This window comes from Ferrovibrio xuzhouensis, assembly GCF_042648965.1.
In the GTDB taxonomy this organism is placed as follows: domain Bacteria; phylum Pseudomonadota; class Alphaproteobacteria; order Ferrovibrionales; family Ferrovibrionaceae; genus Ferrovibrio; species Ferrovibrio xuzhouensis.
The window spans coordinates 527,082-541,734 of sequence record NZ_JBHRYJ010000001.1; the positions used below are offsets into that span (position 1 = coordinate 527,082).

Sequence of the window (14,653 nt, forward strand, 5' to 3'; positions counted from 1 at the left end):
CAGGCGGGAATCCGGGGCTGGCAGGGGGAACGGGCAGCGAGGCCTAGCCGGATAGTGAAACCTGCCCGCCGGTCTCGCAAGGGTCGGCCCGGGCGCGGAGCGGTCAGCCGGGCCAGTCAAGTCAGCCAGGAAAGGCCGCCCCGCTGCGCAGCATGGCGTCGACCGCAGGAACATAGCCGCCGTCCGCGCCGTGCAGCACCAGGCCCGGCGCCAGTTCCAGCGGCGCCCGGCTGCCTTTCACCGCGCTGACGATGATGCGCTTGGCGGCCTCGCCCTGCCGCGATTGCAGCGGCACGATGCGGATGCCGCCGGCCTTGCTGCCGAAAGCTTGCAGGATGTCGGCCAGCCTTTCGGCCTTGTGGATCAGGGTCAGCCGGCCGCCGGGTTTCGCATGACGCAGCATCGCCGCGATCCACTGGGGAAGATCGGCCTCGCCGCTTTCGCTGCGTGCGGTGGCGCGTCCTGCATGGGGCGAAGCACGATGGCGCGCGGTATCGAAATAGGGCGGGTTGGCGAAGACCTGGTCATAGCTGTTGGGCGTGATGCCGGCGACGCGACGGCGAAGATCGCCGGCGACGACGCGCAGGCGATCCTCCAGACCGTTGGCCGCGATATTGCGCGCCGCCAGCGCCACCAGATCGGGCTGGATCTCGATGCCGTCGACGGCAATGCCCGGCAGCCTTGCGGCCAGACAGAGCATGCCGACGCCGCTGCCCGCCCCCAGTTCCAGCACCGCCTGGCCACGTTTTGCCGGCACCGCGGCAGCCAGCATGACCGCATCGGCGGTGGCGCGCTGGCCGCGGCGCGGCTGCTCGATCAGTATGCGTCCGCCCAGCAGGGCATCGCGGGTATGATCGGGGCGGGTATGATCCGGGCGGGTCTGTTCGGCTGCGGTCATGCGGGGGCTGTCATATGCAGGCAGGTCGTGACTTTCGAAAGATCGTGGTCACATCCGGAAGAGGGCCGGCCGGGCGGCGCTTGACCGGCCTAGTCATCCCACTATGCTCCAGCCGTAACGTTGAACACAATGATGGGCTTACGCGTGGTGCAGACCGCCCCGAAATCTCAGTCCCAGTCCGCTGTGGCGCAGACCTCCATGGAGCCGTCCCTGGCCCAGGCCGCCGCCCCGGATGCCGGCCGCAAGCCCGGCATCGAGCGCCTGCGCCTGCTGGTGGCCGACGACATGGCAGCGACCAACCGGGAAATCCTGCATCGCATGGACAGCGATGTCCGCCTGATTCCCGAACTGGCGAGCCATCTGATCGCCGCCGGCGGCAAGCGCATCCGCCCGATGCTGACACTCGGCTGCGCCAGGCTGTGCGGCTACCAGGGCGACAGCGCCGTGCTGCTGGCCGCCTGCGTCGAATTCATCCATACCGCCACCCTGCTGCATGACGACGTGGTCGACGAGAGCGACCGCCGGCGCGGCAACCCGACCGCCAACGTGCTGTGGGGCAACCAGGCCTCGGTGCTGGTCGGCGACTTCCTGTTCACCCGCTCGTTCCAGCTGATGATCAAGACCGGCTCGCTGGAGGTGCTCGGCATCCTGTGCGGCGCCGCCGCCGAGATCGCCGAGGGCGAGGTGCTGCAGCTCGTCATCGCCAACGACACGGCCTCGAGCGAGGCCGACTATCTCAAGGTGATCAAGGCGAAGACCGCGGCGCTGTTCGCCGCCGCCTGCCGGGTCAGCGCGATCATCGCCGGCCGCCCGGCCGCCGAGGCCCAGGCGCTCGACGATTACGGCCATAACCTCGGCATCGCCTTCCAGCTGATCGATGACGCGATGGACTATGCCGCCGATGGCGCCACCATCGGCAAGAATACCGGCGACGACTTCCGCGAAGGCAAGGTCACCCTGCCGATCCTGCTCGCCATCGCCCGCGGCAGCGAGACCGAGCGGCAGTTCTGGCGCCGGGTGATCGAAAATCCGGCCGACCAGACCGAAACCGACTGGCCGCAGGCGCTGCGCTACATCGAACGCCACGGCACCATTGCCGAGACCCTGGTCCGCGCCCGCCTCTACGGCGAGAAGGCCAAGCAGGCACTCGACATTTTCCCCGCCGGCGAGGCGCGTGCGGCGCTGTCCGAGGCGGTCGACTTCGCCATCGAACGCGCCCTCTAGGCGCCCCGTAAGCCCCTGATCCGCCGGGCTTTGCCCGGAGGACCGGGGCGGCCATTTTCGCGCCATGCCGCCCTTGCGGGGCGGACCCGCAGGCGCTATACAGTCGCCCGCGCCGGTTCGGAGTGTAGCTCAGCCTGGTAGAGCACTAGCTTCGGGAGCTAGGGGCCGGAGGTTCGAATCCTCTCACTCCGACCAGCGCGCGATATCTTCTCCCGACATCTTCCCCCGACAATCCGCCGTTTATGCTGCCGAGGCCCCGCCCCGGCCGGTCCTGCTGTGTGTCCGCACTGGCGGCCAAACATGGCGGCCGGACATGAAAACGCCCGCGGCGGGCCGCCGCGGGCGTTCGCAGGGCAGTCCCGTTGCCGTCAGCTTGAATGGGTGAACGGGCCGGCAATCTGCACGAAACGGCCCTTCTGCACCTGGAAGAACAGCACCTCGTCGGTACCATGGTGCCGGTCCGGACCGAAGCTGACGACCGGACCGCCGAAGATGTCGCGGTAGCCCTTTATGCTCTCCAGCGCCTTGAGGAAGCTGTCGGTGGTCAGGTCCTTGCCGGCCTTCTCGAACACCTTGATCAGCATGTCGGCGATGCCCTGGCCGTAGACGGCGCCGATATTCGGGTCGCTGCCGAACTTCGCCTTGTAGGCATCCCACCAGGCCGCCACGGTGGGATTGGCGGTGTCGCGGTAGGGCATCACGGTGCCGGCGGCGACATAGAGACCCTCGGTGACGCCGCCCGGTGCGCCGGCGACGATCTGGTCGAAGCTGGCCGCCTGGCTGACGAAGTCGACATCGGTCCAGCCCATCTTGCGCGCGGTGGCATAGGGCACGATGGCGTCGCGCACGATGGCGCCCATGGCGACGATGTCGCAGCCGGCACCGCGCAGCTTGGTGATCTGCGCGGTGAAATCAGTGGCGATCGGCGAGTTGGTGGCGGTCTCGACGATACTGATGTTCATCGCCTTGGCCTGGTCCTGGGCGGCCTCAAGGATTTCCTTGCCGAAATCGGTGTCCTGGTACAGCACGCAGAGCTTCTTGCGGTTGTTCTTCTCGATCAGGTATTTGATGCCGGCCCGGCTCTGGCCGTAATAGGACGACAGGGTGGCGAATTTCAGCCTGTTGAGCGGCTCGTACATCGAGCGCGCCGAGCTCAGCGGGGCAAAATTCGGCACATTGGCCTTGAACTGCTCGGGGAACACCGCGTTGTTCATCGGCGTGCCGAGCGCCCCGGCCATCAGGAAGATATGGTCGCGGTTGATCAGCTTGTTGCCGGCCTGCACGGCGCGCGGCACCTGGTACTGGTGATCCTCGACGATCAGCCTGATCTTGCGGCCATAGATGCCGCCCTGGGCGTTGACGGCATCGAAGCCGAGCCGGGCTGCATTCGACGAGGTCACCCCGTAGGAGGCGGCCGGGCCGCTGAGGTCGGTGTTCATGCCGATGACGATTTCGGTCTTGGTGACACCGCGCACGGACTGGGCCGTGGCGCTGCCGGCAAAGCCGGCCGCGGCGAGCGCGGCGGCGGTATAGGCGAAAGTGACGATACGCATAGCGGTTCCTCCTGTTTATGGGCTTATGGCGCCCTTGTTCTGGTTGGTTGACCCTGCACGTCACCGGCGCGTCAGGCGCCGGCATACATCTCGTCGATCAGTCCCTTGTATTTCTCGTTCACGAACTTGCGTTTCAGTTTCATGGTCGGTGTCAGCTCGTCGTCCTCAGGCGTCAGCTGCTGATCGATCAGGCGGAATTGCTTGATCGTCTCGACCCGGGCGAAATTGCGGTTGACCCGCTCGATCTCCTGGCCGATCAGCTCCTGCACCTCTTTGGTCCGGCACAGCGAGGTGAAGTTGGTGAACGGCACGTTCAGATCCTGGGCGTATTTCACCACGGTGTCATGGTCGATCATGACCAGGCAGGTCAGGTACTTGCGGCGGTCGCCGATCACCACCGCATCCGAGACATAGGGGCTGAATTTCAGCTGGTTCTCGATCTCCGACGGCGTGATGTTCTTGCCGCCCGCCGTGATGATGATGTCCTTCATGCGGTCGGTGATGCGGAACCAGCCCTCGTTATCGACGGTACCGACATCGCCGGTATGCAGCCAGCCGTCGACGATGGTCTCGGCCGTCTTCTGCGGGTTGTTGAGATAGCCCATGAAAACATGCGGGCCCTTCAGCAGGATCTCGCCTGCCGGGCTCAGCTTCGCTTCCGTATTCGGCACCGCCTTGCCGATGGTCCCCAGCCGCAGTTCGCCGGCCGGCGGCGCGGTGGCCAGCCCGACATTCTCGGTCTGGCCATAGACCTCGCGCATGTCGCGGCCGAGCGCCAGGTACCAGCGGATCAGGTCGGGCGAGATCGGCGCCGCGCCGGTGACCAGCCATTTGCAGCGGTCGATGCCGATGATGCGGCGGACATTCTTCAGCACCAGCCGGTCGGCGAGCCAGAAGGCGAGCCTGAGCCCGAGCGACGGCGCGCGGCCCGCGATGCGACAGTCGGCGACGCGGTAGCCGATGCCGAGCGCGGCCGCATAGGCCCATTGCCCGAGCCGGGTCGCATCCTTCATGCGGATGGCGATGCCGGAATAGAATTTCTCCCACAGCCTGGGCACCGCGAAGAACACGGTCGGCTGCACCTCCTGCAGGTTCTGGGCGATGGTCTCCGGGCTTTCGGCGAAATTGACCGTCGAGCCCGAGCGCAGCGGCCACAGCAGCGTGAAGCCGCGTTCGGCGATATGGCAGAGCGGCAGGAAGCTGAGCTGCTCGTCATCGCCCTCCTGGGGCAGCAGGGCGGCGGAATTCTCCATCTGGAACAGCAGGTTGCGATGGCTGATCATCGCCCCCTTGGGGGCGCCAGTGGTGCCCGAGGTATAGATCAGGATGGCGAGGTCGTCGGACCGGCCCAAGCCGAGCTGCTCCGCCCAGAAGGCCGGATGGGCGGCGGCGAAATCGCGGCCGGCCTGCAGCAGCGCGGCGAAGCTGATCACCATGGGGTCGGAAAAATCGGCCAGCCCCTCCATGTCCATGACGACGATCTTGCGCAAGGACGGACAGCGGTCACGCACCTCGAGGATCTTGTCGAGCTGCTCGTCATTCTCGGCGACATAGATCATCGTGCGGCTGTCGTTGACGATGTATTCGACCTGCTTGACCGAGTCTGTCGTGTAGATGCCGTTGGTCACGCCGCCGATGCCCTGGCAGCCGAGGTCGGCATAGAGCCATTCGGGATTGCCTTCCGATGTGACCGAGACCACCTCGCCGCGCCTGAGCCCGAGCGCCGCAAAGCCGAGGCCGGCATGCATGACATTCTCGCCATACTGCGCCCAGGTGATCGCCCGCCAGATGCCGAGCTGCTTCTCGCGCATGGCGACCTTGGCGCCGCGCTCCGCCACCCGGCGCCAGAAATAGCGCGGCAGGGTCTCGCCCTCGATCAGCGCAAGCAGCGCCGGGTCGATTGCCATGCCGGTCTTCGGGTCCATCGTCATGACGCACGCCTCCTCCAGCCCGATTCCGTCTGTCGCGTCAGCGCCAGGTCTTGCGCTTTTTCCAGCGCCGCTTGCCCCGCACGCCCTGTTCCTTCATGCCGAGATAGAATTCCTGGATGTCTTCCTTGTCCAGCAGCCGGGCGCAGGTATCGGCCATGACGATGCGGCCGACCTCCAGCACATAGCCGTAATGCGCCGCATGCAGCGCCACATTGGCGTTCTGCTCGACCAGCAGGATGGTGGTCTTATGTTCGGTGTTGATGCGCACGATGATCTCGAATATCTCTTTCACCAGCTTGGGCGACAGGCCGAGCGAGGGTTCATCGAGCAGCAGAAGTTTCGGCCGGCTCATCAGGGCGCGGCCTATGCTGAGCATCTGCTGTTCGCCGCCCGACATCGAGCCGGCCGGCTGGCTCTCGCGCTCCTTCAGCCGCGGAAAATAGCCGTAGACCATCTCCATGTCCCGCGCGATGCCGGCGGCATCGTGGCGGATATAGGCGCCCATGGCCAGGTTCTCGCGCACGGTGAGGAACGGAAAGGTCTCGCGGCCCTCCGGCACATGGCCGATGCCGAGCCGCATCACCTTGTCGGGATCCATCTTCTGGATCTCGCGGCCCTCGAAGACCACACTGCCCTTCTGCGGGTCCATCACGCCGCAGATGGTCTTGAGGATCGTCGTCTTGCCGGCGCCGTTGGCGCCCAGCACGGTGACGATGGCGCCTTCGGGCACCTCGAGGCTGACGCCGCGGATCGCCATGATCGGACCGTAGAAGGTCTCGATGTTGCTCAGGCGCAGGATCGGCTCGCTCATGCCTCGCCCCCCAGATAGGCGCGGATCACTTCCGGATGCTGCTGCACCTCCTGCGGGGTCCCCTGCGCCAGCACGCGGCCGTAGTTGAGCGCCAGCACGCGGTCGGACACTTCGCTGACCAGGCTCATGTCATGCTCGACCATCAGAACGGTGATGCCGAGTTCGCTGCGGATATCCTGGATCCAGAAGGCCATGTCCTCGGTCTCCTCGGTATTCAGTCCCGAGGAGGGCTCGTCCAGAAGAAGGAGTTTGGGCTCGCTGCACAGCGCGCGGGCCAGTTCGACCACCTTGCGCGCGCCATAGGGCAGGTTGACGATCAGGGTGTCGCGGTAATGCTGCAGGTCGAGGAAGTCGATGACATGCTCGACCTTCTCGCGATGCGCCAGTTCCATGCGGCGCACCGACGGCAGGAACAGCATATCGGCCAGCAGATTGCCGCCGCGGCGGGCATGGCGGCCGAGCAGCAGGTTGTGCAGCACGGTGGCGTGCTCGAACAGCTCGATATTCTGGAAGGTGCGCGCGATGCCGAGGCCGGCAATCTTGTGCGGCGCCAGCGCGGTGATATCGGCGCCGTCGAACAGCAGCCGGCCCTCGGTCGGGTCGTAGATGCGGCTGATCAGGTTGAACACCGTGGTCTTGCCGGCGCCATTCGGCCCGATGATGGTGAAGACCTCGCCGCGGGCGACGTCGAAACTGACCCCGTCGACGGCGCGGATGCCGCCGAAGCTGATGGCGAGGCCGTCGGCCCGGAACAGCGCGGTCACCGGAAGCGCTCCGACTTGGTATAGGTCTTCTGGCGCTTGAAGGTCGCCTTCTTGTAGAGCGGGAACAGCGCGAAATAGAGCTTGATCTTGAGCCAGCGGCCATAGAGGCCGAGCGGCTCGAACAGGATGAAGAAGACGAGGATCAGGCCGAACAGCCCGGGCTCCAGCCCCGGCTGGTGCGCGACGCGGTCGGGCAGGTAGTCGCGCAGGATGGCGATCATCTGCGGCAGGGCGCCGACGAAGATCGCGCCGAAGATGGCGCCATGCAGCGAACCCAGCCCGCCGACCACCACCATCAGCAGCAGCTGGATCGACAGCAGGATGCCGAAGGCATCCGGCGCCAGATAGCCGATGCGATGGGCGAACAGCGCGCCGGCGAAACCGCAGAAGCCGGCCGAAATCGCAAAGGCCAGCGTCTTGTAGGCGGCAAGGTTGACGCCCGTCGACTGCGCGGCGATCTCGCTGTCGCGGATGGCGATAAAGGCACGTCCGGTCGGCGAGCGCAGCAGGTTGCGGGCCACCCACAGGGCCAACACCAGGGCGACGAAGGTGAGATAGTAGAACGGCCGGTCGTCGGTGATGCCCAGCCCGAGAAATTCCGGATGCGGCACCGGAAAGCCGGCGAAGCCGCCGGTGACGCTTTCCCAGCGGATCAGGATCTGTTCGATGATGAAGGCAAACGCCAGCGTGGCGATGGCAAGATAGATGCCGGTCAGCCGCAGCGCCGGAAAGCCGATCACCGCGCCGACCAGCGCCGCGGCCAGGGTGGCGGCGGGGATGGTCACCACCATGGGGATGCCGAGCTTCAGCAGCACGGCATGGGTATAGGCGCCGATGCCGAGGAAGGCGGCATGGCCAAGCGAAACCTGACCGGTGAAGCCGGTCAGGATCATCAGGCCGAGGCCGACCACCGAGAGGATGAAGACGTTGGAAATCTCGCCGAGCCAGAAGTCCTCCAGCACGAAGGGCGCCGCCAGCAGCACGGCCAGCAGCAGCGCGTACCAGAAGCGGTCGACGGTGTCGCGGAACAGGGCGAGGTCCTGGTTGTAGTCGGTCTTGAAGAAGAAGCGCATGTCCCCTGCCTCGCCCTGCCCTGTTCTAGACGCGCTTGCGGCCGATATTGCCGAACAGGCCCTGCGGACGCAGGAACAGCACCAGCAGGATCACCACATAGGCGGCGACATCCTTGAAGCCCTCCGGCAGGTAGATGCCGGCGAACTGCTCGATCACGCCGATCAGCAGCCCGCCGATCACCGCGCCGGGGATCGAGCCAAAGCCGCCCAGCACCGCCGCCGAGAAGGCCTTCAGCCCGAGCAGGCCGATGGTGACGTCGATCAGCGCCACCGGCGCCAGCAGGATTCCGGCCACGGCCGCGACGCCGGCCGAGATCGCCCAGATCAGCGAGAACACCCGCTTGACCGGAATCCCCATGTAATAGGCGGCGAGCTGGTTCTGCGAGGCCGCCTGCATGGCAACGCCGATGCGGGTGTAGCGGAAGAAGGCATAGAGCACGGCGCAGAGCACCGCCGTGCCGGCAACGATGCTGGCATTGACGTCGGCAATCACCAGGCCGCCGGCCCGCATCACCCCGCCGGTGAACGGCGTATCGAAGGCGCGTGTCTCGGTGCCCCAGAGGATCGAGGCGCCGGAGCGGAAGATGAAGCCGAGCCCGATGGTCAGCATGACCACGGCGAACTGCGGCTGGCCGATCACCCGGCGCAGGATCAGTGTGTCCAGCAGATAGCCGAACGCCGCCATGATCGCCACGGCGCCGATGAAGGCGATCCAGTAGTTGAAGCCAAAGCCCTCGATCAGGGTGAACGCCACGAAGGCGCCCAGCATCATCAGGTCGCCCTGGGCGAAATTGACCATTTCGGTGGCTTTGTAGATCAGCACAAAGCCCAGCGCGATCAGGCCGTAGATGCACCCTGCCGCCAGCCCGTTGAGCAGCAACTGGACAATCTCGGTCAGCGTGACCTCCTGTAAACCTCCCGCCCGGCGCTTCTTGGTGTCGCCGTTCGTTGGTGGCAGATTAGGGACGCGGCCGGCAGACGGTCAATCGGATTCGCGCGCGCCCGTCATGTGCGGGTGAACCCCGCTCACCTGCCGCAAGGTTAATGCCCGCACAAGGTTAATGCCCGGCTGTCCGGGCCGTCACAGGATATGCTGCATGGCCGTTCCCTTCATCCGCACCCTCGATTTCCGCTATGGCGCGGCAACCGCGCTCAGCCCGCGTATACGCCGGGTGATTGCGCCGAACCCCTCGGCCTTCACCTTCCATGGCACCGGCACATACATTGTCGGCGCGCGCGGTAAAGGCCCGGTCGCGGTGATCGACCCCGGCCCCATCGATGATGCGCATCTGCAGGCTTTGCTGGCGGCACTCGATGGCGAGACGGTCAGCCATATCCTGATCACCCATACCCATCGCGACCATTCACCGGCCGCTGCTGCATTGCAGCAGGCGACCGGCGCGCCGACCTGGGGCTTCGGCCCGCACCCCCAGCCGCAAGGCGGCCCGGCGGTGGAGGAAGGCGGCGACCATGCTTTCCGCCCGGATCACGTCATGCAGGAGGGCGACACGGTGACGGGTGCGGACTGGACGCTGACCGCGCTGCACACGCCCGGCCATATCTCCAACCACCTGTGCTTCGCGCTCGGCGAGGAACGCGCGCTGTTCACCGGCGACCATGTGATGGGCTGGTCGACCACGGTGATCTCGCCGCCGGACGGCAGCATGACGGAGTATTATGCCAGCCTGAAAAAGCTGCTGCCGCGCGACGACAGCCGCTATTACCCGACCCATGGCGCGCCGATCGACGAGGGCAGCACCGGCGGCACCAGCCCGCAGGCCTTCGTGCAGGCCCTGATCGCCCACCGCGAGGCGCGCGAGACGCAGATCCTGCAATGCCTGGACGCAGCCGGCCCGCAGACCATCCCGCAGATGGTGACGGTGATGTATGCGGATGTGCCGGTCGGCCTGCACCCGGCGGCGCAGCGTTCCGTGCTGGCGCATCTGATCCACATGGTGGCGGACGGACGGGTTGCCGTTGATGGAGGAGTGGCGACGGAGACGGCGGTGTACCGGCTGGGCTAGCTTGCGGTCTTCCTAGCGCATGTCGAACATTTCTTGGTGGAAATGCTCGGCGTCAAAACCTTTCGCGATCATCGAATCGCGCAGGGCTTCCCCAAATTTCGCCGGACCCGAGAACCAGATATCCGCCTCTTTCCATTCCGGGATCATCGCCTCCAGCCGCTCCAGTGTCAGCCGGCCATCGGTTTGCTCAACGAGCAGATGGAAACGAATGCCGGCCTGCGCTGCCAGCCCGCGCACCCTGGCGATATAGGCTTCAGCCGGTACCCTCGTCGTGTAGATCAGGTCCACATGGTCCTGCGGGCGCCTGTCGGCATGGGTCTGCAGTCCGGCAAGAAATGGCGAAATGCCCATGCCGCCGCCAATCCAGATCTGCCGGTGGCGGGCGCCTTTGAAATCGAAGCGGCCGTAGGGACCTTCGACCGTCACCGTCTGGCCGACGAATAGCTGCTCGGGCAGCCGCCGGGTATAGTCACCAAGTCCCTTGATATGGAAGGACAGCCGGCCGTCGCGCCGCCAGGCCGAAGTTATGCTGAAGGGATGCGCACCCTCGTCGCCGCCGAAATCGACGAAGGCGAACTGGCCGGCGTCATGCCCGGGCCAGGCAGTATCCAGCCGAATGACGACATCCAGCACCGCATTCTGCTGGTGATGCGTCAGCGCCTCGATCCGGCCCACAGCCTTGCGGGACTGGCCGATCCTGCTGAAGAGCGATATTGCCGCGGCCACGGAACCGGCCGCCATCAGGATCCCCAGCAACGGCCCGATCGGCGCCGACCAGTAGGCCGGCCCCATCAGGACGACAGAATGGAAGACCAGCAGCAGATAAACTGCGGCCAGCAGCCGGTGCACCATGAAGAAATAGCGGTACGGAAAGCGCTTCCACAGTGCGAGCGCCACGAGGACCAGCACAAGGTAGAAGCCCCATTCGCCGAGATGGGCGGCAAGGCCATGCAGGTCGCGGAAAAAGTCGAAGCCGGTGGCCCCTGCCGCCGACCGCGGCGACCGTTGCCGCGGCGCCAGCCAGCCGAACTGCACCAGCCATCGCGGCGCCTTCTCCAGCAGCCAATGCGCAATGGCGAGGAGCGCCGCAGCGATGCCGAGCCATTTGTGCAGGCGGTAGAACTTGTCGAGGCCCCCGAGCAGGCTTTCGATCTGGACCGGCCGGGCGGCGAGAATCACAGCGATTGACATCAAGCCGATCGACAGGATGCCCGTGTAGTAGATCAGGCTGTTGCGGAGGCTCCAGAAGGACAGCCCCCAAGCATCGGCGGGCAAGCTGGCCAGCCAGACGGCCGTCAGCAGGATGACGACCAGAAGGAAGGCGTTGCGCAGTTTCGAGGCGACAGTCATGGAGGCATTCCGCAGGTTCACGTGATCATGGGTGGACACGCTGCGGCCAAACGGAAAGCCAGCGCGCCGCACCACACCGCCATGAGTCAGGCTAGCGCCGGCCATCAACCTGACCATGATCCGGATCAAGACGGCACGGCAATGCTGCCGGCATCTTGCCCGGTGGGGCGAGGACACCCCCTGTTTTCGGCTCTATGGGGTCCAGCCAAAGGCCAGCCCGACTGTACGCTTCACGACCCGTGGGCATGAAAAAAGGCCCCGGCGATGCACCGGGGCCTCTTTTACCTCAGTATGCAGACCGGGGATTAGGCCGCCCGCGCGCCTTACGCCGCCGAGCGGCCTTCCGCCGGGTGCCGCCTATGCGGCGGCCCCCGCCGTCGGCAGCTTGTAGTCCTTGAACTGCTCGCGCAGCTTGATCTTGAGCAGCTTGCCGGTGGCGGTATGCGGCAGTTCGTCGACCACGACGATGTCGTCGGGCAGCCACCATTTGGCGACCTTGCCTTCCAGGAAGGTCATCAGCGCTGCCTTGTCGACGGTCTGGCCGGGCTTGGGGATCACCAGCAGCAAAGGCCGTTCCTGCCACTTGGCATGGAAGACGCCGATCACGGCGGCCTCGTGCACGGCGGGGAAACCGACGGCGGCGTTTTCGAGGTCGATCGACGAGATCCATTCGCCGCCCGACTTGATCACGTCTTTCGAGCGATCGGTGATCTGCATGTAGCCGTCGGGGTCGAGCGTGGCGACGTCGCCGGTGGTGAACCAGCCGTCGTCGTCGAGCACCTTGCCGCCCTCGCCCTTGAAATAGCCCTTGGTGATCCAGGGGCCGCGCACCTTCACGTCGCCGAAGGCCTTGCCGTCGCGGGCGAGTTCCTGGCCCGCATCGTCGGTGATCTTGATCTCGACGCCATAGACGACGCGGCCCTGCTTCTGCTGCACGTCGATGCGCTGGTCGGCCGGCAGGGTCATATGCTTGGGCAGCAGGTTGCCGGTGGTGCCCAGCGGCGACATCTCGGTCATGCCCCAGGCATGGATGACATAGGAGCTGAACTGTTTGTCGAAACGCTCGATCATGGCGCGCGGCGCCGCCGAGCCGCCGATGACGACGCGCTGCAGCAGGATGTCCTTCTTCACATCCAGCGACGGGTTCTGGTCGACATACTGGAACATGGCGAGCCAGACGGTCGGCACGCCGAGCGAGAAGTTGCACTTCTCGTCGCGCAGCAACTCGTAGACGCTCTTGCCGTCCAGTGCGGGCCCAGGCAGCACCAGCTTGGCGCCGCACATCGCCGCGCCATAGGGCACGCCCCAGGCATTGGCATGGAACAGCGGCACGATCACCAGCGCGCTGTCGTAGGACGACAGGCCGAGGCCGTCGCGGGTGCAGACGCAGAAGCTGTGCAGCAGGGTCGAGCGATGCGAATACAGCACGCCCTTGGGATTGCCGGTGGTGCCGGAGGTATAGCAGAGCGACGAGGCGGTCAGCTCGTCGAAGTCGGGCCAGGTGTAGTCGGTGCTTTCCGCGCCGATCAGTTCCTCGTAGCAGACCAGGTTCGGGATCGTGCAGCCGGCCGGCATATGCGCCTTGTCGGTCATCAGCACGAAGCCCTTCACCGTCTTCAGCAGCGGCGCCAGCTTTTCCACCAGCGGCGCGAAGGTGAGGTCGAAGAACAGATACTGGTCTTCCGCGTGGTTGGCGATGTAGTCGATCTGCTCGGGGAACAGCCGGGGGTTGATGGTATGCAGCACCGCGCCCATGCCCGAGACGCCGTAATAGAGTTCCATGTGGCGGTAGGTGTTCCAGGCCAGGGTGCCGATGCGGTCGCCCGGCTTGACGCCCAGTTTGGTCAGGGCATTGGCGAGCTGCTTCGCGCGGTCGCGCAGCTGGCGGTACCCGTAGCGGTGAATCGGCCCCTCGACGGTGCGGGTCACGATTTCGGTATCGCCGTGATACAGCGCGGCATACTCGATCAGCGACGAAATCAGCAGCGGACGGTCCTGAATCAGGCCCAGCATGGTCTTCCTCCCAGAAGCGCTCTTGGCGGTGGCGTTTTCGGTCGGCAGTTTACGGAGCGCTCCCGTGGCCTGCAAGCCGGCGGGCGCTGATCGCACGCCAGATGACGTTACGTCAGCGCCCGGAAAATCCGGCCGCCGCCGGTTCAGCGGCCGTGGAAGACCGGCTTGCGCTTGGCGAGGAAGGCGTCGCGGCCTTCGGCGAAATCCGCCGAGTTGAACAAGAGCGCCTGGCCGTCAGCCTCCTGGGCCAGCAGGGCGTCGAGCGGCTGCGGCCCGCGCGCCAGGATGGCCTTGGCAAAGCCGAGCGGCAGCGGCGCCGTGGCGGCGAAGCGCCGGGCCAAGGCCAGGGCGGCGTCAAGCGCGCCGCCGGGCGGCACGGCTTCGTCGGCCAGGCCGATACGGGCGGCGGTCGCGCCGTCGATCTCGTCGCCCAGCATCAGCAGGCGGCGCGCCCAGCCGGCATTGACCCGCTGGGGTACCGTCCACAGGGCGGCCATATCGGGCATCAGGCCGACCTTGCCGAACGAGCAGCAGAATTTCGCATCACTCGCGGTGACCACCTGATCGCACAGCAATGCCAGCGACATGCCGGCACCGTATGCATAGCCTTCCACCGCGGCGACCACCGGCTTCGGCCCGGCGGCCAGCAGGCGCACCAGCCGGTGCAGGTTGCCGAGCCGCTCGCGCCCGGCGACGCCACCGACATTCTGCATCGACGACAGGTCGCCGCCGGCACAGAAGCAGCCCTCGGCCCCGGTCAGCACCAGGGCCCGGACACTGTCGTCGGCCATCGCTGCCGCCACCGCGTCATACAGCGCGGCCCGCAGGTCGAGCGACAGGGCGTTGCGCTTGGCCGGGTAGTTCAGGGTCAGGATGCGGACGGCCGCGTCCGAATCAGTCCGCACCAGCGGGGCGGGTTCAGTCATGGATCAGACTCCCTCGGGCGCGGATTCGTATGCTTACATACATCTGGCCGGCGCCGAAGAACCGCCGGAATCCCGGTATTTTGCCC

Annotated in this window: 12 protein-coding genes and 1 tRNA gene; 3 read left to right on the plus strand and 10 right to left on the minus strand. The window is 66.0% G+C overall.

Translation table 11 applies throughout. The annotated features are described in order from the left end of the window. Positions 1 to 121: 121 nt before the first annotated feature. On the minus strand, positions 122 to 898 hold the full coding sequence (locus tag ACFOOQ_RS02475; RefSeq protein WP_379721268.1) for a tRNA1(Val) (adenine(37)-N6)-methyltransferase: 777 nt from the start codon (positions 896 to 898) through the stop codon (positions 122 to 124). Between the two features lie 198 nt (positions 899 to 1,096). Here ACFOOQ_RS02475 and ACFOOQ_RS02480 point away from each other — a divergent pair, with 198 nt between their 5' ends. Further along, positions 1,097 to 2,122, plus strand: a complete 1,026-nt coding sequence (locus tag ACFOOQ_RS02480) for a polyprenyl synthetase family protein (protein WP_379721271.1) — start codon at positions 1,097 to 1,099, stop codon at positions 2,120 to 2,122. 118 nt (positions 2,123 to 2,240) lie between these two features. Beyond that, positions 2,241 to 2,317, plus strand: a tRNA-Pro gene (locus tag ACFOOQ_RS02485). A gap of 173 nt (positions 2,318 to 2,490) precedes the next feature. On the opposite strand, the gene ACFOOQ_RS02490 is transcribed toward ACFOOQ_RS02485, so the two are convergent. The 6 genes from ACFOOQ_RS02490 to ACFOOQ_RS02515 form a co-directional block, all read right to left on the minus strand. Further along, complete coding sequence (locus ACFOOQ_RS02490) at positions 2,491 to 3,675, minus strand: ABC transporter substrate-binding protein (RefSeq protein ID WP_379721274.1); 1,185 nt, start codon at positions 3,673 to 3,675, stop codon at positions 2,491 to 2,493. A gap of 71 nt (positions 3,676 to 3,746) precedes the next feature. Continuing rightward, on the minus strand, positions 3,747 to 5,606 hold the full coding sequence (locus tag ACFOOQ_RS02495) for an AMP-dependent synthetase/ligase (RefSeq protein ID WP_379721277.1): 1,860 nt from the start codon (positions 5,604 to 5,606) through the stop codon (positions 3,747 to 3,749). 37 nt (positions 5,607 to 5,643) lie between these two features. Then, positions 5,644 to 6,417, minus strand: coding sequence for an ABC transporter ATP-binding protein (locus ACFOOQ_RS02500; protein ID WP_379721280.1), 774 nt, complete (start codon positions 6,415 to 6,417; stop codon positions 5,644 to 5,646). Beyond that, positions 6,414 to 7,181 carry an ABC transporter ATP-binding protein gene (locus ACFOOQ_RS02505; RefSeq protein ID WP_379721283.1) on the minus strand — a complete coding sequence of 256 codons (768 nt, stop codon included), beginning with the start codon at positions 7,179 to 7,181 and terminating at the stop codon, positions 6,414 to 6,416. Before ACFOOQ_RS02505 ends, ACFOOQ_RS02500 begins: the two co-directional genes overlap by 4 nt. Further along, entirely contained in the window at positions 7,178 to 8,254 is a 1,077-nt protein-coding gene (locus ACFOOQ_RS02510) for a branched-chain amino acid ABC transporter permease (protein WP_379721286.1), read from the minus strand. The genes ACFOOQ_RS02505 and ACFOOQ_RS02510 overlap by 4 nt, the downstream gene beginning before the upstream one ends. A 25-nt stretch (positions 8,255 to 8,279) precedes the next feature. Beyond that, positions 8,280 to 9,134: a branched-chain amino acid ABC transporter permease gene (locus tag ACFOOQ_RS02515; RefSeq protein ID WP_379721289.1), complete on the minus strand. Its 855-nt coding sequence runs from the start codon at positions 9,132 to 9,134 to the stop codon at positions 8,280 to 8,282. A 217-nt stretch (positions 9,135 to 9,351) separates the two neighbouring features. Between ACFOOQ_RS02515 and ACFOOQ_RS02520 the strand changes: the two genes are divergently transcribed. Then, the gene (locus tag ACFOOQ_RS02520; RefSeq protein ID WP_379721292.1) at positions 9,352 to 10,278 is read left to right on the plus strand and encodes an MBL fold metallo-hydrolase; all 927 of its coding nucleotides are present in this window, start codon (positions 9,352 to 9,354) and stop codon (positions 10,276 to 10,278) included. 12 nt (positions 10,279 to 10,290) lie between these two features. Here ACFOOQ_RS02520 and ACFOOQ_RS02525 read toward each other — a convergent pair whose 3' ends face one another. The 3 genes from ACFOOQ_RS02525 to ACFOOQ_RS02535 form a co-directional block, all read right to left on the minus strand. After that, positions 10,291 to 11,628, minus strand: coding sequence for a ferredoxin reductase family protein (locus ACFOOQ_RS02525; protein WP_379721296.1), 1,338 nt, complete (start codon positions 11,626 to 11,628; stop codon positions 10,291 to 10,293). Positions 11,629 to 11,985: 357 nt separating this feature from the next. Beyond that, entirely contained in the window at positions 11,986 to 13,641 is a 1,656-nt protein-coding gene (locus tag ACFOOQ_RS02530; RefSeq protein WP_379721299.1) for a 3-(methylthio)propionyl-CoA ligase, read from the minus strand. A 143-nt stretch (positions 13,642 to 13,784) separates the two neighbouring features. After that, on the minus strand, positions 13,785 to 14,567 hold the full coding sequence (locus tag ACFOOQ_RS02535) for an enoyl-CoA hydratase/isomerase family protein (protein WP_379721302.1): 783 nt from the start codon (positions 14,565 to 14,567) through the stop codon (positions 13,785 to 13,787). Positions 14,568 to 14,653: the final 86 nt, after the last annotated feature.

Bases quoted from the DNA above. Each gene is read 5' to 3' on its own strand.
- ACFOOQ_RS02480 (WP_379721271.1), top strand. From the start codon at position 1,097: ATGGAGCCGTCCCTGGCCCAGGCCGCCGCCCCGGATGCCGGCCGCAAG.
- ACFOOQ_RS02495 (WP_379721277.1), bottom strand. From the start codon at position 5,606: ATGACGATGGACCCGAAGACCGGCATGGCAATCGACCCGGCGCTGCTT.
- ACFOOQ_RS02530 (WP_379721299.1), bottom strand. From the start codon at position 13,641: ATGCTGGGCCTGATTCAGGACCGTCCGCTGCTGATTTCGTCGCTGATC.
- ACFOOQ_RS02475 (WP_379721268.1), bottom strand. From the start codon at position 898: ATGACCGCAGCCGAACAGACCCGCCCGGATCATACCCGCCCCGATCAT.
- ACFOOQ_RS02535 (WP_379721302.1), bottom strand. From the start codon at position 14,567: ATGACTGAACCCGCCCCGCTGGTGCGGACTGATTCGGACGCGGCCGTC.
- ACFOOQ_RS02525 (WP_379721296.1), bottom strand. From the start codon at position 11,628: ATGACTGTCGCCTCGAAACTGCGCAACGCCTTCCTTCTGGTCGTCATC.
- ACFOOQ_RS02500 (WP_379721280.1), bottom strand. From the start codon at position 6,417: ATGAGCGAGCCGATCCTGCGCCTGAGCAACATCGAGACCTTCTACGGT.
- ACFOOQ_RS02490 (WP_379721274.1), bottom strand. From the start codon at position 3,675: ATGCGTATCGTCACTTTCGCCTATACCGCCGCCGCGCTCGCCGCGGCC.
- ACFOOQ_RS02510 (WP_379721286.1), bottom strand. From the start codon at position 8,254: ATGCGCTTCTTCTTCAAGACCGACTACAACCAGGACCTCGCCCTGTTC.
- ACFOOQ_RS02520 (WP_379721292.1), top strand. From the start codon at position 9,352: ATGGCCGTTCCCTTCATCCGCACCCTCGATTTCCGCTATGGCGCGGCA.